Annotated in this window: 14 protein-coding genes and 1 pseudogene; 8 read left to right on the forward strand and 7 right to left on the reverse strand. The window is 40.3% G+C overall.

All coding sequences use genetic code 11. The annotated features are described in order from the left end of the window. Positions 1–11 precede the first annotated feature (11 nt). On the forward strand, positions 12–1073 hold the full coding sequence (gene rfbB, locus V7K42_RS10490; RefSeq protein WP_334915901.1) for a dTDP-glucose 4,6-dehydratase: 1062 nt from the start codon (positions 12–14) through the stop codon (positions 1071–1073). On the opposite strand, the gene V7K42_RS10495 is transcribed toward rfbB, so the two are convergent. Beyond that, positions 1000–2469 carry an addiction module antidote protein gene (locus tag V7K42_RS10495; protein ID WP_334915903.1) on the reverse strand — a complete coding sequence of 490 codons (1470 nt, stop codon included), beginning with the start codon at positions 2467–2469 and terminating at the stop codon, positions 1000–1002. The two genes, rfbB and V7K42_RS10495, sit on opposite strands and share 74 nt — an antisense overlap. Next, positions 2456–2800 (reverse strand): type II toxin-antitoxin system RelE/ParE family toxin, encoded by a 345-nt coding sequence (locus V7K42_RS10500; RefSeq protein WP_334915905.1) that lies wholly within the window; start codon positions 2798–2800, stop codon positions 2456–2458. The genes V7K42_RS10495 and V7K42_RS10500 overlap by 14 nt, the downstream gene beginning before the upstream one ends. Before the next feature lie 185 nt (positions 2801–2985). Here V7K42_RS10500 and V7K42_RS10505 point away from each other — a divergent pair, with 185 nt between their 5' ends. Together V7K42_RS10505 and V7K42_RS10510 are read left to right on the forward strand one after the other, a co-directional pair. After that, positions 2986–4179, forward strand: coding sequence for a serine/threonine protein kinase (locus V7K42_RS10505; protein ID WP_334915907.1), 1194 nt, complete (start codon positions 2986–2988; stop codon positions 4177–4179). 64 nt (positions 4180–4243) lie between these two features. Then, positions 4244–4870, forward strand: a complete 627-nt coding sequence (locus V7K42_RS10510) for a type I restriction endonuclease (protein WP_334915909.1) — start codon at positions 4244–4246, stop codon at positions 4868–4870. A gap of 213 nt (positions 4871–5083) precedes the next feature. On the opposite strand, the gene msrA is transcribed toward V7K42_RS10510, so the two are convergent. Continuing rightward, entirely contained in the window at positions 5084–5752 is a 669-nt protein-coding gene (gene msrA, locus V7K42_RS10515) for a peptide-methionine (S)-S-oxide reductase MsrA (protein ID WP_334915911.1), read from the reverse strand. Between the two features lie 159 nt (positions 5753–5911). Between msrA and V7K42_RS10520 the strand changes: the two are divergent. Then, positions 5912–6346, forward strand: a pseudogene (locus tag V7K42_RS10520) (YidH family protein); the annotation flags it as partial. Between the two features lie 105 nt (positions 6347–6451). On the opposite strand, the gene V7K42_RS10525 reads toward V7K42_RS10520, so the two are convergent. Next, positions 6452–8677 (reverse strand): recombinase family protein, encoded by a 2226-nt coding sequence (locus V7K42_RS10525; protein ID WP_334915913.1) that lies wholly within the window; start codon positions 8675–8677, stop codon positions 6452–6454. An 87-nt stretch (positions 8678–8764) separates the two neighbouring features. Here V7K42_RS10525 and V7K42_RS10530 point away from each other — a divergent pair, with 87 nt between their 5' ends. After that, the gene (locus tag V7K42_RS10530; RefSeq protein ID WP_334915914.1) at positions 8765–10108 is read left to right on the forward strand and encodes a proton extrusion protein PcxA; all 1344 of its coding nucleotides are present in this window, start codon (positions 8765–8767) and stop codon (positions 10106–10108) included. Positions 10109–10191: 83 nt separating this feature from the next. Beyond that, positions 10192–11463 carry a murein transglycosylase A gene (gene mltA, locus V7K42_RS10535; RefSeq protein ID WP_334915916.1) on the forward strand — a complete coding sequence of 424 codons (1272 nt, stop codon included), beginning with the start codon at positions 10192–10194 and terminating at the stop codon, positions 11461–11463. Between the two features lie 117 nt (positions 11464–11580). Here mltA and V7K42_RS10540 read toward each other — a convergent pair whose 3' ends face one another. The 3 genes from V7K42_RS10540 to V7K42_RS10550 form a co-directional block, all read right to left on the reverse strand. After that, positions 11581–11814, reverse strand: coding sequence for a DUF3134 domain-containing protein (locus tag V7K42_RS10540; RefSeq protein ID WP_094330007.1), 234 nt, complete (start codon positions 11812–11814; stop codon positions 11581–11583). Between the two features lie 195 nt (positions 11815–12009). Further along, positions 12010–12438, reverse strand: coding sequence for a hypothetical protein (locus V7K42_RS10545; protein WP_094330008.1), 429 nt, complete (start codon positions 12436–12438; stop codon positions 12010–12012). Between the two features lie 880 nt (positions 12439–13318). Next, positions 13319–14719 (reverse strand): substrate-binding domain-containing protein, encoded by a 1401-nt coding sequence (locus tag V7K42_RS10550; protein ID WP_334915918.1) that lies wholly within the window; start codon positions 14717–14719, stop codon positions 13319–13321. A 1389-nt stretch (positions 14720–16108) separates the two neighbouring features. Here V7K42_RS10550 and V7K42_RS10555 point away from each other — a divergent pair. Next, entirely contained in the window at positions 16109–17305 is a 1197-nt protein-coding gene (locus V7K42_RS10555) for a choice-of-anchor tandem repeat GloVer-containing protein (RefSeq protein WP_334915920.1), read from the forward strand. A 979-nt stretch (positions 17306–18284) separates the two neighbouring features. Next, on the forward strand, positions 18285–18905 hold the full coding sequence (locus V7K42_RS10560; RefSeq protein ID WP_334915922.1) for a hypothetical protein: 621 nt from the start codon (positions 18285–18287) through the stop codon (positions 18903–18905). The last annotated feature ends 13 nt before the right edge of the window (positions 18906–18918 follow it).

Here is an 18918-nt window from a genome sequence, read left to right on the forward strand (position 1 = left end):
GAGGAAATTGAATGAGTCGGCGGTTATTAATTACTGGGGGTGCAGGGTTTATTGGGGCGAATTTTGTCCATCACTGGTGTCAAGTTTATCCAAACGATCGGGTGGTGGTGTTGGATGCGCTTACCTACGCGGGGAATCGTCTAAACTTGGCGATGGTTGACGGAAAAGAGAATTTTCGGTTTGTACAGGGGGATATTTGCGATCGCACCATCGTAGATCAATTATTATCAACAGAAAATATAGATACTATTGCCCATTTTGCTGCTGAATCTCATGTCGATCGTTCGATTCTTGGGCCGGCTGCTTTCGTACAAACTAATGTCGTAGGAACTTTCACTTTACTAGAAGCTTTTCGCCAACATTGGGAGGCTAAAGCACAGCCATCTGATTATCGTTTTCTACACGTTTCGACTGATGAAGTCTACGGTAGTTTGGGTGCAGATAATGCAGCTTTTTCTGAAACTACACCCTACGCTCCCAATAGTCCCTATTCAGCCTCGAAAGCTGGTAGCGATCACTTAGTGCGTGCTTATTATCATACTTATAAGCTTCCAACTCTTATCACAAATTGCTCTAATAATTACGGCCCTTATCAATTTCCTGAAAAGCTAATTCCTCTAATGTGTATCAACACCTTAATAGGTAAACCATTACCTGTTTATGGCGATGGTAAAAATGTGCGGGATTGGCTTTATGTGGGCGATCATTGTCGTGCTTTAGATGTAGTAATCAATCATGGTCAGCCAGGAGAAATGTACAATATTGGTGGCAACAATGAGGTAGAAAATCTCAACCTAGTACAACTTTTGTGTCAGATGATGGATGAATTAGCACCTGATTTACCAATACGTCCAGCAAAAGAGTTGATTACTTTTGTCAAGGATAGACAGGGACACGATCGCAGATATGCAATTAATGCAAACAAGATTAAAACTCAGCTTGGTTGGACACCTTCAGTAACAATTTCTGAGGGTTTACGTTTAACTATTGAATGGTATCTTAATCATCGTGATTGGTGGGAACCTCTGCTGTCTGCTGAATATCAAGCTTACTATCGCAAAAATTATCTGTAGAATCACTTAAAATTTGGCTAACTCTCACGAGTAAAAGTCTCAAATTTTTATGAGGAACTAATTTGTCATAATGTAAGCGACCAAGAATTATGCCTGGATGTCTATTTTGATTTTGAGCAAATTCTTCAATTACTTTACGAGAAAATATTTTTTTACTCCTGATAATAAATTCATTTAATGTCTGAGAATTTATTAACCATTCAGCAGCTTTTGCGTTAGCCTCTGTTTCCTCATCATTCTTTTCTAAGGCATCTAAGTTATCTAAATAAGTTCCTTGATGCCCTAAAACAATATGTGCTAACTCATGCAGAAGGGTGAACCAGAATGAATCTATCCGGTCATATCTCAATGTCAATGCGATAACGGGATTGCTGTTTAAATAAAAGGCTGCACCATCTAAGTAGGTTTTGCTTAAATGGGGCACAATAAGAAAATGGATGCCTAAATCTGCTAGCAATTTAGGAATCTGAACGATACTTTCTACTTGTTTAGCACAAGCAAGAATTTCAGGGATAGCAGTCTCTAGTTTTTTGCATTGAAAACTAGCAACGGTTTGTTGTTTCGCTAGGTTCTCAACTCGTTTTACCCAAGCTATGCGAGAAGTTGTCTCTGGCTCTTGATGCTGGTAACAACGGAAATTAACGTCTAGCTTGAGTGTTTCATCTAAGGAAGATACGCCAAAAAAATTACAGACTTGCCGTTCTAAGTCATCAATTGAATCTGCTGCTTGAATCCACTTATTTTTAATTAGTTCAGAGATAGGTGCAATTGTATACAATCGGCTTTTACGAGCTATATCTTGCTCCTTTTTTTCTTTTCCCACTAGATGAAGTCGATACTTTGCTTCAAGGTTTGTCCAGAACTCTGGAGAAGTACCCAAGGCTTGGGAGAGTTCGATAGCTGTTTCAGGTGTAATTTGCTTGCTTCCCCGAATAATTTCATTGATGATTTGAACTGGACGCCCCATAATTTCTGCTAAATCTTTCTGTGTCCAGCCACGGGCTTCTAATTCTCGACTTAAAATTTTTCCTGGTGTTGGTACTCTTGCTGGTACTAGCTTTTGACTAATATTGCTTTCTCCCCTACTGCTTTGGTTAGTGGTAGTCGGCGTGAGAAAATATCCCAGTGCCTTCATGATGGAATTGATGTTTTCAAGGCGCGGGTTGCCATTGTTGGATAAGGCTTTTTGCAATCCCCGGCGTGTCATGCCTATTTGCTCGGCTATCTCACTAATTCCTCGTACACGAGCAACGACGCGTAAGGATGCTAACAACGCGCCGGAATCGCTGTCTTCTGAATATTCCTGAAATATCTCCGTCAAATAATTGTCGATTTCTTCTGGGTGCTTACAGAAATACTCTTCTTCAAATTCATCAAGTGTTCTAAATTTTCTCACCGCTTAGGTACTCCTTCCAGTAAGCTTTTGCGTCTTCGATGTCCTGATTCTGTGTGCTTTTGTCGCCTCCACACAGTACGACAACAATATTTTCAGCATCTTCACCGAAATAGACGCGATAACCAGAACCAAAGAACATTCGCAACTCGCTTAAACCATCCCCTATTGGCGCAACATCGCCGTAATTGCCTTGTTCAAGGCGGCGTAGGCGTTGCAGTATGCGTCGTTTTCCTTGTTTATCGCGTAAATTATCCATCCACTCTGCAAACGGCTCGTAACCGTCTTGATTGGCATAGATGATAATCTGTTTTGCTTGTGCTTCTTTGGCCACTTTTAATCTCTACTATTATTTATAGCATATGCGAACAATAATTCGCATTAGTTCTCTAGAGAACCCCAAAGTTGGAATCTTCAACTGCTTTCAATAAATTAACTGGCTCTGACAGTTTATCTAGATAATGACTATCCTTGAATAATAAGGGAATCAGATCAGCGTAAACTGCCAGCAGGTGTAAGATGCTGCAACCAGAACAGATATTACAAGATCGTTATCAAATCCAACGCCAACTTGGTAACAATGGGATTCGTCAAACTTGGCAAGCATTGGATTTACAAGCCTCTGATGGCGAAAATTCGACCGTTGTAGTCAAACTTTTAGCCTTTGGCGGTACTGTACAGTGGGACGATTTAAAACTTTTTGAGAGAGAAGCACAAATTCTTAAACAGCTAAGTCATCCCCGCATTCCTCGATATATAGATTATTTTTGTATCGACGATCGCACTCTCTGGTTTGGCTTAATCCAAGAATATATTCCTGGGGAGTCGCTTAAAGAAAAACTTGCTCTTGGCAAAAGGTTTACTGAAAAGCAAGCGAGAAAAATCGCTGGTGAGATTTTAAATATTCTCATGTATTTACATGAGTTAAATCCAGGGGTATTACATAGAGATATTAAACCGAGTAATTTAATCTGGGGCGAAGATAACCGGATTTATTTGGTTGATTTTGGCGCAGTTCAGGATAAAGCGGCCAGAGAAGGAGTTACTTTCACGGTTGTGGGTACTTATGGTTATGCGCCGATGGAACAATTTGGTGGTCGAGCAGTTCCAGCTTCAGACCTCTATGCACTGGGTGCGACTCTGATTCATTTGCTCACTGGGACTTCCCCCTCTGATTTACCCCAGCAGGATTTGCGACTGCAATTTACCGACCGAGTTAATCTCAGTCCCAGTTTTGCCAGTTGGCTACAAAAGTTGGTAGAACCTGCTCCAGAACAACGATTTACTGATGCTCGCCAAGCGCTGAATGCTCTCAAATCTGGTTTGGCTATCAAATTTGCAAACAGAAATCAGCTTTTACCGCTAAAAGAAATAATCAATAATTCTGGATGCGGGATAAATAATCAGAATGAAAAAGTCCCAGAGGAAATTCTCGGTTGGAACTGGGGCGCATTTTTGATGCCTTGGTTGTGGATGTGGCCGAATCAAGTGTGGTGTGGAATATTCTGTTTTATACCTCAAATTTCGGGGTTAATGTCGATCGCACTTGGTGCTAAAGGTAATGAATGGGCTTGGAAAAGTAGACGATGGAGCAGTATTGAGCAATTCAAAGCCCATCAAAGAGGCTGGGCGATCGCGGGTATTCTAATTGGAGGGCCTATTAGTATTGTCTTGTGGGTTACAGCGATCGCTTTACTCAAAGCAGCACTGTAAGACAGCCTTTTGGTTCAATATCAAGCGAGGGTTTTTTAGCCAGATAAGTATAAGGGTTCAAAAAATGGTTCAAATTCTTCAAGGAAAAGATATCACCCTAGCCCAACTGATTGATGAATTTGGACTACAACTTGCAAACAACGAAGATTTTTTTTCAGAATGGCGGCATGATTTACCTGAGTTGAGTGACTTAGAAAAGCAATCTCTCAACGAAGTCAAGACAGAATATTTGTATCTATCGAAATATCCTATTTTGGAATCTGTAGTCAAAATGGTGGTGCTATCTCCACTATTGCGTCTAGCAGGTTTTTATCAACCGCCTTTCTACATTGCCTCCGAACAAGAGGTAAGAATTTCTTCTGAAGACGAAGGCACGATTATTAGAGGACGTATTGACATCTTGGTTTTGCATCCTCTATTTTGGGTTTTGGTTATTGAGGCAAAACGAGCAGAATATTCTTTGGAGGTAGCAATTCCTCAAGCATTAGCTTATATGTTGGTTAATGCTTGTAATGATAAACCTACGTATGCTTTTGTCATCAATGGTCGAGAATTTCAATTTATTAAGTTGACGAAACAAGGTATACCGAAATATTCATTATCTTATACACTGTCACTGAATCGTGGAGATGATTTACATACTGTTGTCAAAGTTTTAAAACGTATAGCTCATTTAATTCGTAATTCGTAATCTTGTTTGCAACAAGTGGTATTTGAGGAAGGAAACCCAACTTTTTACGGGGTTTGTTGGGTTGAGACTTTGCGAAACCCAACCTACAAATATTCTTAATTACGCAAATCCTGTTCCTCTCCGAGTCGGAGAGAAACAGACTTTAAATTTAGTTCAAGTAAGGGAGAGATTCGTCAAACTCACCTTAAGTTGACTACCCCACCAATTCCATTTCTAACTACTAACTTGTGATTCAACTACACCCACGGGACAAGAAACATTTGTCCCTCCTAAACCACAATACCCATTAGGATTTTTCGCCAGGTATTGCTGATGGTAGGCTTCTGCATAGTAGAATTCCGGCGCATCCAAGATTTCTGTAGTAATCTGGCCATAACCTGCACCGTTAAGAGCTTGCTGATAAGCTTCCCGCGATGCTTCTGCTTGCTGCTTTTGGCTTTCAGAATATACATAAATTCCCGAACGGTATTGAGTCCCAGCATCATTACCTTGACGCATCCCTTGGGTAGGATTGTGGCTTTCCCAAAAGACTTTGAGTAGTTCGGAATAACTAATCACTTTGGGATCAAACACAACCAACACCACTTCATTGTGACCGGTTCGCCCACTACAGACCTCTTCATAAGTGGGATTGGGTGTGAACCCAGCAGCGTAACCGACTGCGGTGGTGTAAACTCCTTTAAGTTGCCAGAATTTGCGTTCTGCACCCCAAAAACAGCCCAAGCCAAAGATTGCTTTCTCTAATCCATCGGGAAAAGGAGCTTTTAAAGGATTTTTGTTGACATAATGAGCTGCGGGTACTGACATAGATTGTGCCCTTCCTGACAAAGCTTCTTCAGGTGTGGGTATAACTTGCTTTTTGCCAAATCCGAATAGTGCCATTGATTTTGACTCTGATATATATCTTTACCTTATTTACTATTGTAAAGATTCTGGCGATCGCTTGGGGTTTTCTCAGATTCCTGGCTGCAATGTCTTGACTGTGTGGCGCTAGTCCATGCTATTCATCAATTCAAGAGTAAATCCTCGTCAAAAGTATTCATGGATAAAATACCAAAAATCGATCGTCAAAGGGAGCATCAAGCGAACGAACGTACTTTTCTAGCTTGGCTACGCACTTCTATTGCTTTGATTAGCTTTGGTTTTGCGATCGCGCGATTTGGTATATTTCTGCGTCAGTTGAATCTTGCGATTACCCAACAAGAACCTCCGGTTAATCCATTATCCAACTCGGAAAATTTGGGTCTTGCTTTGGTAACTTTTGGAATTTTGACTGTTGCGTTAGCTGCGTGGCGATACAACCAAGTTTTCTGGCAAATTGAACAAGCAGATTATAGACCAAACAGGTTAATGGTTTGGATCATGACCGGAGTCGTAATTATTTTGGGACTTCTTAGTATTCCTTTGCTCTTAAAGCGCGATAAAGTCTTTTTTCGCTCTCCTTCTCCAATTCAACCACAGTCCCGAAATTTGCAAAGATCAACCCCAAACTTCAATCTTAAAAAAGGGACGATTACTACTAAATACAAGCAAATATATTACAAAATCCCCGATTTCTTTAAGAAATCGGGGATTTGAGCCTCACTTGGCAGTAGTCTCAGAAATAACCGTTACACAAGCATTTACCAAAGGTAACAGAGGCCCTAATTGTTCTTGTCCATTTACTGCTAAATCGCTGTGACACAAATAAACTCTCTTAGATACACGAGATAGCAAATCTGTCAATATTCTTTGCAATCGTTGTTCTTCTGCTAATTTCTCATCCTCTGCTGTCCAAGGTTCGCCTAATCTATTTTGCAGGAAAAACGGCGCACCGAATAACGTTGCCGCGCCACCTTTAGCCCACAGAGGTGAACCAGCATCTAGCCAAAAATGCCAACGGTGCGATCGCCTACTAGATCGATATTGAAATATAGTTGCTAAGGTGACAGCCTTTCTCGCGCCACCGATGGGACGCACGGGGTAAGGGTTGGCGGTGATTGTACCACGTCGCAGTAATTGAATGAATTCGATAATAGTTGTGTGCGGCGTTGTCTCAACTGGGGCGATTTGTCGTAATCTGGTGTCAATTTCCCAGTAGTGTTGGGCGGTTTCTAATAATTCGCGCAGTGCTGCTAGTTGTTCGTAGGGGAGATTGCTCCCATTCCACAAAAAACGCTGAATTGCTCTATCTAAAAGGGAAATAGGACTGGGAATTAACCGCAGTTCTTGTTGCGATCGCTGCTGTTCTAACCACTCCAATATCTCATTATAGGCTGTGGTCGCCGCATAGCCGATTCTATCCCAGCGCTCGAAGGCGGATACTGGGAGCAAGTTGGGGCGATCGGGATGGGGTACAAAGCAGTAATCTGCAATCAAACCAGCGCGGACTGGATCAATATCAGTAGAGACGCGATTAATCGCGTCTGTAGAGGAGTTTTCTGGTACTTCTTGCTTTCTACTCAATACAACTAACATTTCTGCGACCGCATCCCTGTCTACGAGGCGACCCAAACCGGGATAAACTAGTGCCAGTATGGTGAGTAAGGCGCGAATGACGGGTGAACTAATTAGGGGACGTTGGTCATTGAGCGATTCTACTGGGATGTTTTGCTTAACGAGGATTTCTACTAGAGTATAACGAGCGATCGCATCTAAACCTGGTGCAATAATCGCTACTTCTTCTGCTTGTACTTGCTGCGATTGGATCGCATTCGCAATTACCTCGGCTGTTTGCCGTAATAATTGAGCGCGGGAGGTGGTTTGAATGGAATGGACAATCTCAGGTAAACTCACCAGCACCATCGGTTCTGTGACTAATTCCACCATCTGTTTAGCTTGCTCACCCAAGGATTCTGGAGGCGGGCTAGTTAAGATTTCTACACGACAACGTTTTGCTAACCCTTCTAGATAATTGGGGTCTGCTCCCAATCCCAATCGCACTGCACCATCGGGATTATAGCTAAACGCGCCAACTGCGCCTCGATCTAATAGCAATTCAAACAAAAGACGCGCTACGCTAGGATAATCGTCAACATCATCCGCCAATACCGCCTGATAGCGTTTAGTTAGGTGCTGTTGGTAGTTGCGATCGCTTAATAAATATTGACTATAGAGTTCGGTAATAATGCCATAAGTTAGTAACCCCCTCTCTAAACACCAGTTACGCCAATCAATGAGTAAAGATGCCAAAAATTCCGGCTCTAAAGTTGTAGTGTTTTCCCCCAGACCCTTTGCCAAAATCTGGGCAATATCTTCGCAATGTACACCACTGTAAGCAGCTAATTGCAATAAGTCTAAAATGCGACGCACCAAGCGAGACTCATTCACTCCCGCAATTCGTAAAATTTCTTCGTCTAATTGGGAACGCCAGAGTTTGGTTGCTAATTCTTGTTCTGTTTCTGGTCGCAATCTTACCGGAAACTGGGCTTTCAGGTTCAAGGAGTTAATTAGCAACGGCCAAAATAAAATAACTTCATCCTGGAAAAAACCTAGCGGTGTCTTGGCACGCACCGGATATTTTCCCAAGGTAGATGTAACAATTATATCTCCCAATTCTCGGCGATTATCATCGTTGGCAGCTAAGACTAAAACTCCTGGCTCTGTTTGTTTAAGATATAAAAATTCGGGTATGCGTTCGCCCTTGGCGTTGGCGTTGGCGAAGCCTCTAGTAGAGAAGCCATCGCCTTTTTTACGTCCCTGTTTTTTAGTATAAAATGATTCAGTATGCTGCTTTTCTGGCTGTACCCAACTACAAAATTGCTCTACCAATCGAGCCGTTTTACCACTGCAACTAGTGCCAACAATCCAAACCGAATGAGAAACCACAAACTTTCTCCTTGTAGATTTGCTAGTATACCTCGTGCGTTAACTTAAGGTTAAGAATCACCAAATAATGCTGGATGATTATCTGCAATGAAAAATTCTGTTTTTAGCCAAAAAATCTATTCTTTCTTGCTTGCTGCTTATCGATGGTACTTACAGACTCCTGAACGTTCTTTACATGAAGCTTACGATGCAGCATTAAAGATTAAGGAAATAGAAGATAAGCATTTCAATGGTAATAAAATAGACATTGACTCAGCCACGTACAGTAAGAGCGTGATGGATTATTTTGAGTCAGACCTCAACAAGCTATTAAAAATTGCCAAAATGCGGCTGACAGAGTTTAAAGGAAGCCGTTGGTTTCTAAATGAAGAGAATCAAAAAGCTGCTGAGAAAGCAGGTATAGAGCATCCCAGTCCTTCTTTAGTTTTGGAAAAGCTAAACTTTATCGATCGAGTTATATCTAAATACACAATAAATTCTGAGCAAATAACTTCTAATGCTTTAGTAGTTAAACCTCCAAATCTACCAGTTAATGCGATATCTGACGAAAAATCGCTGCTTGTAAATGTTCCCACCTTACCACCAAAAATACCAACTCAAGACTCGGAGAAAAAGCCAAAACCAAAGGGTAAAATTGATACAACAGGCGTTTTACCTCGTTCGATTTTAAGTACTATCACTCGTCTGCAAGTTGAATTAGACCCTAATGCTGAAAAAGAAGTAATTCAGAATTTTCGTCAGACTCAAAGAAGAACAATAATATCTATCAGGTTTATTTTACTATTGATTATCGTACCACTTTTGACGCATCAGATAGCAAAAGCTTTCGTAGTAGGGCCATCTGTTGAGCATTTTAGAAGTAGCGAGCAAATGCAGATATTCCTCAATTCCGAAATGGAAGAGGAAGCCCTTGAAGAATTAGAAAGATTTGAAGAAAAGCTCAAGTTTGAAAATCTCATCAAAAATGCTCCTCCACTGTCGTCTGAACAGATGGAAACTCAAATGGCAAATAAGGCTGGAGAGCTCGCTGAAGAATTTCGTCACGAAAGCTCGAATGCTATCAAAAATGTTTTTGCAGATATGTTTTCGGTGGGTGCTTTTATCTGGCTTTTGCTTGTCAGCAAGTCTTCTATTGCTGTAGTCAAAGATTTCTTTGATAATATCGTCTATGGGCTTAGTGATAGTGCTAAGGCATTTATCATCATTCTGTTTACTGATATATTTGTAGGTTTCCACTCTCCTCATGGCTGGGAAGTACTGTTAGAAGGTGTATCACGTCATTGGGGATTACCAGCAAATCGAGATTTTATCTTCTTATTTATTGCTACATTTCCAGTGATTTTAGATACCATTTTCAAATATTGGATATTCCGATATTTGAATCGGATATCGCCTTCCGCAGTTGCCACTTATCGTAATATGAATGAATAAGGGACTGGGGACTGGGGGAAATTTTTGGTTTTTGGTTTTTGAATTTGGGTAAAGTGGGATAATTTCAAAAAGTTTGAATTTTGATGAAAAAGATACTTGCTGAGTTAGGAAAGTTTAGCAAAGTTATCGCTATCAGCTTACCTGTAGTTTTGTCGATTTTCCTGGTGCGGATGCAATCTTTGGTGCATCAGGAACTCATCTCACCAGAATGTCGGGTGAAAAAGTGGGATATACCAGTTTCCTTGACTGGTGAAAACCAAAAAGCACCATTAATCCAGAGACTACCAGTTACTTGTTGTCAAGGTGATACCTCTTGTTTCGATGAACTTCTCTATGGAAAAATACCAGACAAAAAGGCGCTGGTGAGTGCGATCGCTCACAGTCTCCAATACCTGCAAACTGCTAATGCTGCGACTGCTTATCAAAACTATCCGGTGGCGGGGATTACGCGCGATCGCGTCTTCAAAAGCTTAAAAAGATTCCGCGAACTCCTGCTCACAACCAATTCTGCAACAGAATTACATCAAACCATTGAGCGGGAATTTGTTCTTTATCAGTCAGTCGGTAATAACACCAAAGGTTCCGTATTATTCACCGCCTATTATGAACCACTTTATGCAGCCAGTCGCGTCCCCACACCAGAATATCGTTATCCTGTTTATCGATTACCTCCTGATTTAACCTCTTGGACTAAACCGCATCCGACACGCGAAGAATTAGAAGGAGCGGATGGTTTACAAGGTGCAAAAGGGAAATTGCGAGGATTAGAATTGTTTTGGTTGCGCGATCGCCTTGAACCATATTTAGCTCAAATTGAAGGTTCAGCGCGACTTCAGCTTCCCGATGGAACTCAGACAGCGATCGGCTATGCTGGCAATAACGCTTATAATTACACAAGTCTGGGCCGACAATTAGTAAATGATGGCAAATTACCACTAGAAGGTATAACTCTGCCAATTATTCTCGATTATTTTCAAAAGCATCCCCAAGAATTAAATATTTATATTCCGCGCGATCGCAGCTTTGTTTTTTTTCAAGAAAATCACGGCGAGCCAGCCCAAGGTTCTATCAACGTACCACTAACAGCAGAGCGTTCTATCGCTACAGATAAATCTCTCATGCCTCCAGGTGCTTTAGCATTGATTCGTGCTTCTATTCCCTTTCCTAATCCTACCGGAAAAATGGAGGAGCGCATCATTAGCCGCTATGTTCTTGACCAAGATACTGGAGGTGCAATTAAAGGTGCAGGTAGGGTAGATTATTTTTTAGGTACTGGAAAATTAGCAGGCGATCGGGCTGGTGTCACAGTCAGCAATGGACAATTATTTTATTTATTACTCAAGTCCAAGAATTAAACCCACTCGCATTTTAATACTCAGATTCCCGAATTCTCTCAAAAAAATCGGGAATCTTAGCATTTCAGCGAAAATTAAACGTCTGCTGTACGGTAATTACGAATTACGAATTACAAATTACGCTTCTATTTCCATATCAGAATCGTCATCATCATGATCGTAAGGAATATCGTCAAGGTCGATCATTTCTGAAATTTCTTCTACTTCATTTAGATACTCAGATTCTTGATGTTCGCGCTCGATTAGACGACCAGTTGACTTTAGCCATTCTAAAAGAATAAATTCATTACTTGTACGAATTACAGGCGCTCGTTGGTTACGAGGTTCTTCACGCAAAGGGCTGATAGGCATAAAAAAGGTTCACTTTGAATTATCGGTAATACAAAAACACAAAAATCGTACATTAAGCTTAAAAAGCTTGTTATACAAGACTTTTCGTAACAGACGAAATATGAACGATTGAGTTTTTTATTCTCTTGTCCGTCTACTTACCATTAAAATGTCTTTGCGTCAGTCTTAATCATAAATCTTCTAGCGGACACAATCTTACAAAGCATTTGGTAGTTTGGCAAGAGTTTCGTACATATCAGAAGGCAATGCAGACAATCTGTTCGCTACAGCGACTGCATCAGCTAAGTTGCTAAATTGACACCGGACAATTTCTTGTCCATTTCCTGAAGGGAATCGTTTCCTAGCTTTATTAGATACAGCACAAATAATCGCTAAAGCTTTAGCGAATCCGTCTTTTGTCAATATTGTTTCCTTTGCGAACCCTTCAACAGGAATAAGGCAAACCTCAAACCGATAACCCGGTCTGGGAGAAACAGCTATGTCGATATAGGGTTTATCTTCTTTTCTGATTCTGCGTAAATATTGGGCTGTCGATTGAGTATCGTGCAAATCAGTCCCAAGGGCATAAGTAAAGAAACAATCTTCTGTGAGTGACTCAGGACGGGTAATTATATCCGTTGGCATAAGTTAAAGTACTATCTGTATGTTGTCTGGATTTGTGACACACTAAACTTGTCTGTTCTTTTTAGCACATTTTTTTAAAGTGAGAGGTATTAGTTTCACGCAACGTATTACAATACACTTCTGTTCGCTAAAAATTTAAATTTTTACAATATTTAAAGACTCTCATCTTTAAAAGATAAATTTGCAATATAAACTGACACAAAACACCTCCAGAACCCAAGTTTGTAGAGATTTAGATTCGGAGAAGCCTCTAGATAGTCAGTTACATGACCGAAAATATTTCTCAACTATTTCATTATAACATAGTTGACGATTGAAGTTTTTTAACTATGTATGACCCTATCTATGGATGTTAGGCTACCACAGCAGTAAGGTTGTATTCCATTCTGACTTTTAGATAATTAAAGATACAGAGGATGAATAGTTAGTGCGATCGCAGCATCTCATAAAGTAAGATAGGCACTGCTTTTGGTTCGCTCAAATCTTGATTTTAGCTTGTAGTCAGTACCCAGCCTAAGATGCTACCACACAAAAATGTTAAAGACGAACAAGCTGATGGTAGTTGTGAGATTCATCCATTGGCGATCCCAATACTCCTTTGTTCACCTTTTTTGGTGGTTAAAAATATTCAACAGACTATCTGTATTTAAATTATAAAAGTTGATATGATACTTAACTGGGAGCTTTTAAATATCACCTGTATTCGCATATTTTCTCAGTAATTTTAAAAAAAAATTAGGGTGTTATTACAAGCTATTGATATAAATTGCCTAAATAAAACCCCAAGATCTTAAATATAATCTCGGGGCATAACTTTCATGCCCTTGTCAACATTTTAGAGAGACAAGGAAGATGAATCCCAAAAACAGTATTCACGCAATTATGGAGCTGGGTTAAAAGTAGTATCTACGTAAGTGTTTACAAGGGTTCGAGCCTGATTTTTAATAGTATCAGGCAGAGGCGCATATCCACGAGCTATAGCTATAGAGTTTGGGTTGGTTGTCACATCTGCTGGTGCTGGAACAGGTGGTACTCCTAAAGCCCAGTTGATAAATCCTTTAATACCAGTTGCTATACTAGCATTTGCGTATTTATCATAAAATAGCAAGTAGCTTGCGGTAACAATCGGATAAGCAGTTGCACTGGTTGGATCGGTGACTACGAGTTTAATCCGCCGAGCATTTGTATCTTGGTCAGTCGCACCTACAAAAGCATTGGAAATTGTAGTTGTTGAGATGGCAGTGTAAGCAAGTGACTTGTTCTGTAAGACAGCAGCTTGCAGACTATTAGCTAACCGCGTAGCACTATCCACATAACCAATTGCACCAGCAGTAGCTTTAATCTTGGTAGCTACACCTCCACCACCTGAAGCAGATTGGAAAGTAGCTGGCCAAACAACTGTATTAGCTGGTAGTGGATTGGGTATGGTGGCGGAACTAATACTTTTTTCACCAATCCCTCTGTTCCATGCAGCACCAAATGCTGCCTTCAGATGACTGCTTAAAGCAAAAGTTGTACCACTACTATCACTACGATAGATTACAACGATGGGCTTATTTACTGAAATGATTGCGCCACCGTTATCCGCCTTAATTTTGGGATCGTTCCAATTTGTGATTGTGCCGTTAAGAATACCAAGATAAGTAGCTCGTGAAAGCTTAATTCCAGCTGCTGGTACATTTAAACCAGTGGGGTTGTAAGATAACGCGATTCCGACACTTATTACAGGTATTTGAATGTATGGAACTGGGTTTTGGGGCGTACCTGCGGGGGTGGGAACATCGTTAGGACTGCCAGTAACTCTTTCTGCGCCTGTTAGGGGAGCGTCAGTAGCTGCAAAAGAAACTGGGGCGTTGATTGTAGCACCAGTAGCAGGTGGTGGGGTTTGAGTCAAAAAAGATGTTACTCCTGTACCACTACCAACCGAAGCATATCTAAATGTGACGCTCGTATTGACTGGGCCATAGGTTCCGTTAGGAAATCCGGCTATGGCTGGGGGTACATTATTGTTTAGGGTTGGAGGATTTCCAACGCCGTAAGCGTTAAACCATGAGCCTTTTGGGGCAAGAGGATAGGTAGTTCCTGTACCAACAAACAAAGTATTTACACTGCTTGCACCTGCACCATTTATGGAGGTTACTCCAGTTGGAGGAGGAGTAGTGGAGGTCTGAGCTAGAGATTTCTCACTAACAGATTGACCTGCTACTAAACCAATTGTTATAGCAAGTACAGAAATTGAACTTGCCAAAGAGGTCAATTGACGATCGCGATAGAAAACCATATCAAACTCCTTCAAATTAATTTCTGGTTAAACACCCTATCAAAGAAAACTCAAGTGTCAAACTGACAATTAAAAACAACCTTTTTTAAACAAAACAAACTTGCACAAAAAGGTTATTAATAAATCCAAAGTTTGCATAAACATCTGAATAAAGTAGAGCAGATAGAAAGCAAATTTTTATATATTGCTAGGGAGTTAAGCACCATATAAAATGATTTTTGCTAGTTAAAAGCTCTACATTTTAATGTAAGTTTGTATAAATAAACATTCAGTAGCTTTAGGATAAGGGAGCAGCTATTAGGTAGTATAAATCATACCCAAATGAGCATTCTCAGTCTTTTATTCCCAGAAAGCCATGTTTAATTTTACCCACTTACTTATTCGGCATGGCAGTCTCATCTGAATTATGAAACTTACTTCCTTTAATCTAGATATGCAGCAGTTTGCTACAAACTACCGCTAAGGTGCGAAGTAAAGAAAGTCAGTATTTCACAAATATTTGTAATGCTGCTATAGCTAATAGCTATTAAATTTTGCCAACGAAATAAACAGTAGAATGTTAAGGTAAAGCTCAAGTCATGATGACGTTATGAAATGATTAAAAAAAATAAATATATTTCTGGAATTTAGAAATATTTTAAAAGTGGTTTTTGTAGCTATTTTATTACTCTGCTCAGAGAAAATACAAAAATTTTGCTTATATGATATTATATTAATTTTTGTTTGCTAATATTTTTTGAGAGGCTTTAACAAGTATTTAATAAAATTAATGAGGTTCATCAATTTACTTGACAAAAAGCACAATATGTAAACTGAATTAAATTTAATTTCACAGCTATTTATGCCAAAATTGTGGATTTTTGACTGTTTTTTGTGTTTTTCACGACATCCAAAAAATAAATAGTTGTTTATGCTACTTAACGAAATCATTAATCGTGCAATTCAGGTTATTGACTCAGTGCTAGTACGGATTTCGTGATGTAGGTACAAAGAGGCTTTCTCAGTCTTTTTGAAATAGTTGCTATACCAACATCTAAGGCATTTTTTCACTAATGCCTAACTTACTGCACTAATTTTTAGTGTATGAGTCGAAAAATTATACCAGTTTTTAGATAATAAGTCGCTCAATACTTAGATTGAGTTGTAGCGATATTTTGTAGGCTATGGAGTTAAACCCAATGCATACAAGATATTGAAGTGTTGGGTTTGGCCACTCGCACGCCACTTGCTTCTTTGTTGGTGTCAGCATCTCTCTTGGGGACGCTGCGCCGTAGCTTCTATGTGTCGCGATAAGTTTTCAAATTGGTATTAGTTATGAGTAGCAGCCATCACAAAATCCGTTAGAACTAGCTACGATTCCGTCTCCACTAAACTTTTTTGAGGTATTCAATGAACAAGATTAATCTGTACAAACCACACCAAAGCAAAAATAGGGTATTGATTTTAACTTCCCTGACTATTTTGGCTTCTTCATTAGTACTACCCTTGCAACAAGCGTTTGCTGTAACATTGACCACTGTTGTAAATTTCAACGGCACCAACGGAGCTACACCAAGAGCTGGTGTACTTAAGGGTAACGGTACTGATGACAATCTTTATGGAACTACTTCGGCTGGCGGTACTTCTGGTAATGGAACTGCATTCAAGTTGGCTCCTACTGCTTACACTTCTCTGACCACTCTGATAAACTTCACCGGAACATCTGGAATCAACAAAGGAACTAATCCAGTCGCTAGATTATTCCAAGCAGCCGATGGCAATTTTTATGGGGCAACCTTTACAGGTGGTACAAGTAACTTCGGCACCGTGTTTAAGTTGGTAAATTCAACCCTGACAACTCTTGTGAATTTCACAGGCACTGGTGGGATAAATCCAGGGGCTAACCCAGCAGGCCGACTGATTACGGGCAGCGATGGTAATCTGTGGGGGACAAGCTCTACAGGTGGGGTCAATAATAAAGGAACTGTATTTAAGGTTCCAACCAGTGGCGGTCCACTCACCACTGTCGTAAACTTCAACGGTACTAATGGAGCAACCCCATTAGCAAGATTGCAACTGGCTACCGATAAAAACTACTACGGCACTACCTCTGTCGGTGGAACAAGTGCTAAAGGAGTTGTGTTTAAGTTAACTCCCACAGGAACACTAACTTCATATAGCTTTAGTGGCGCTAATGGAGCAAATCCGCAGTCGGGATTAATTGAATCTAGCGGATTTCTCTACGGCACTGCTAAACTGGGTGGAGCCAACAACAAGGGAGCCATATTCAAGGTTCCGCTCGGTGGTGGTACACCCGTTTTAGTTGCCAGTTTTAATGGCACTAATGGGGCTAACCCAACAGCTGCACTTATAAAGGCAAGCAATGGTAACTTCTATGGCACAGCTTCTGCTGGTGGGGCAAATAACAAAGGAGCTATTTATCAGCTGACTGGGGCAACCATCACTGGCTTAATTAGTTTTAGTGGCACTAATAATGGGGCAACGCCAGAGTCTACGCTAATTCAGCTCTCGAATGGTGCCTTTTACGGTACCGCCTCTTTTGGCGGTACTTCTGATAAAGGAACTGTGTTTAAGTTTGTAATCTAGTTCCAAATCAAATCTGCGTGTAGAAAAATGGTAGAACGTAAATATTAAAATTTACCATTTTTCTACAATAATGAAAATCTCCTTGAGCATATTCACAAATATCCACTCTATAGAGAGCCACTCAAAGAACCATGTCTCTTGACAAGTCCTCCTGTTCTAGAGTGTTGAGCTACTCCATAGATAAATTTAGGGTATTGAAGTAAGGATGCATTATTTCTTGTGGCACTTGAGGCTCGAAAATATGCATTCATTTTTCCATGCCTGTTCGCGCGCGCAGCGTTCCCGAAGGAGAGTCGGTCTAATTTTACTTTTTATTCGGCACTCGTTACGACGTTGGTTCCTCTCTACGAGACGCGGCGCGAACGCTAATGCCAGTCGCTCAGGGAGCAACGCGAAAAAGTGAGATCATCGTCCAATGAGCACTTGGGGAAGGGGGAGTAGGGGAGGCAGGGGGAGTAAAGAGAAATATTTAGTAATTTTTGCTGCCAAGATAGTCCAAAATACACTTAATTTCTTGATTCCCCCCCTGCCTCCCTTGCTTACCCACCTCACAAAATCGCATTGCTCCCGTCGCTCATCAAGGAAAACTTTAAGACTGCGCTAGCTAATTTCTGTGCGTCTACGCAAAATTACAGTATATTTATAGCACTTTGCTTAGATATCCGTAAGGTAAGTCAAGGCTTTGAAGCTAGTTGATCGAGACGAGACTATTTGTATGAGAAGATTCTCAAGATCGATAAAGACTCTAGCAGTTCAAGCTTGAGGTTTGCAATCTAGCTTTTCAAATCAGATATATTTAGTTTTATATAAACCTTAATATTATGTTAACTTAACTTCATAATACTAATGTAGAATGTAGAACTTTACTACAAGTTCATAATTTGATTAATGAATGAATGTTAAAGCATGTTAAATTGTAGTAGCTTTAAAATTTGATATAGAAAAGGTTAATTATAGTACACCATAGGAAAATTAGCAAATGTTTAGACAAAGTTCTCACGAGAGAAACTTTTTCAAAGCTTTAACTGGTAGTGCGGCGAAAGAATCTCACAAGTTAAGACTGGTATTTAAATACTGTCTGACTATTCTGGTTGAATCTGTACCTTTTTTGATTGCTTGTGCCGTATTCGTTAGCGTTATCAGCCTAAAAAGTCCTATCCTACTTTTTTGTTTACTCGTTGGTAGTTTAATTGCAGTCATCACCCAGCAAGTTGGGCAGCAGTTGAATTTACCCAAGCGATCGCTAATATTATTACAAATTTTAGCAGCAGCGATCGTTCTGAGTTTATATTGGTTAGACTGTTTTGCAGCCCCTGCACAAGCACAGTTTTTTGGAGAAGCTGAAAAGTTTTTCAAAAAAACCTTAAGTGATGGTTCTACAACAAATAGTGGTGGTAGCAACACAGCTGTAAGTTTGATATTTAATGTGTTGCGGGCAATTTACTTACTCTATATTGCAATCTCCCTGGTTGGCGTGATTAATGCAGTGCGGAAAGATGAAGATTGGCAAAGCATCGCCAGGACTCCCCTATTAGTGGTTGTTGCTGTTACTATTGCTGATGTACTCACACGCTTTGTAATTGGCGATAGCAGTAAATAATTCAGATATTTCA

The organism is Nostoc sp., from assembly GCF_036917455.1.
Classification (GTDB): Bacteria; Cyanobacteriota; Cyanobacteriia; order Cyanobacteriales; family Nostocaceae; genus Nostoc.

Bases quoted from the DNA above. Each gene is read 5' to 3' on its own strand.
- rfbB (WP_334915901.1), top strand. From the start codon at position 12: ATGAGTCGGCGGTTATTAATTACTGGGGGTGCAGGGTTTATTGGGGCG.
- V7K42_RS10505 (WP_334915907.1), top strand. From the start codon at position 2,986: ATGCTGCAACCAGAACAGATATTACAAGATCGTTATCAAATCCAACGC.
- V7K42_RS10510 (WP_334915909.1), top strand. From the start codon at position 4,244: ATGGTTCAAATTCTTCAAGGAAAAGATATCACCCTAGCCCAACTGATT.
- msrA (WP_334915911.1), bottom strand. From the start codon at position 5,752: ATGGCACTATTCGGATTTGGCAAAAAGCAAGTTATACCCACACCTGAA.
- V7K42_RS10530 (WP_334915914.1), top strand. From the start codon at position 8,765: ATGAAAAATTCTGTTTTTAGCCAAAAAATCTATTCTTTCTTGCTTGCT.
- mltA (WP_334915916.1), top strand. From the start codon at position 10,192: ATGAAAAAGATACTTGCTGAGTTAGGAAAGTTTAGCAAAGTTATCGCT.
- V7K42_RS10540 (WP_094330007.1), bottom strand. From the start codon at position 11,814: ATGCCTATCAGCCCTTTGCGTGAAGAACCTCGTAACCAACGAGCGCCT.
- V7K42_RS10545 (WP_094330008.1), bottom strand. From the start codon at position 12,438: ATGCCAACGGATATAATTACCCGTCCTGAGTCACTCACAGAAGATTGT.
- V7K42_RS10550 (WP_334915918.1), bottom strand. From the start codon at position 14,719: ATGGTTTTCTATCGCGATCGTCAATTGACCTCTTTGGCAAGTTCAATT.
- V7K42_RS10555 (WP_334915920.1), top strand. From the start codon at position 16,109: ATGAACAAGATTAATCTGTACAAACCACACCAAAGCAAAAATAGGGTA.
- V7K42_RS10560 (WP_334915922.1), top strand. From the start codon at position 18,285: ATGTTTAGACAAAGTTCTCACGAGAGAAACTTTTTCAAAGCTTTAACT.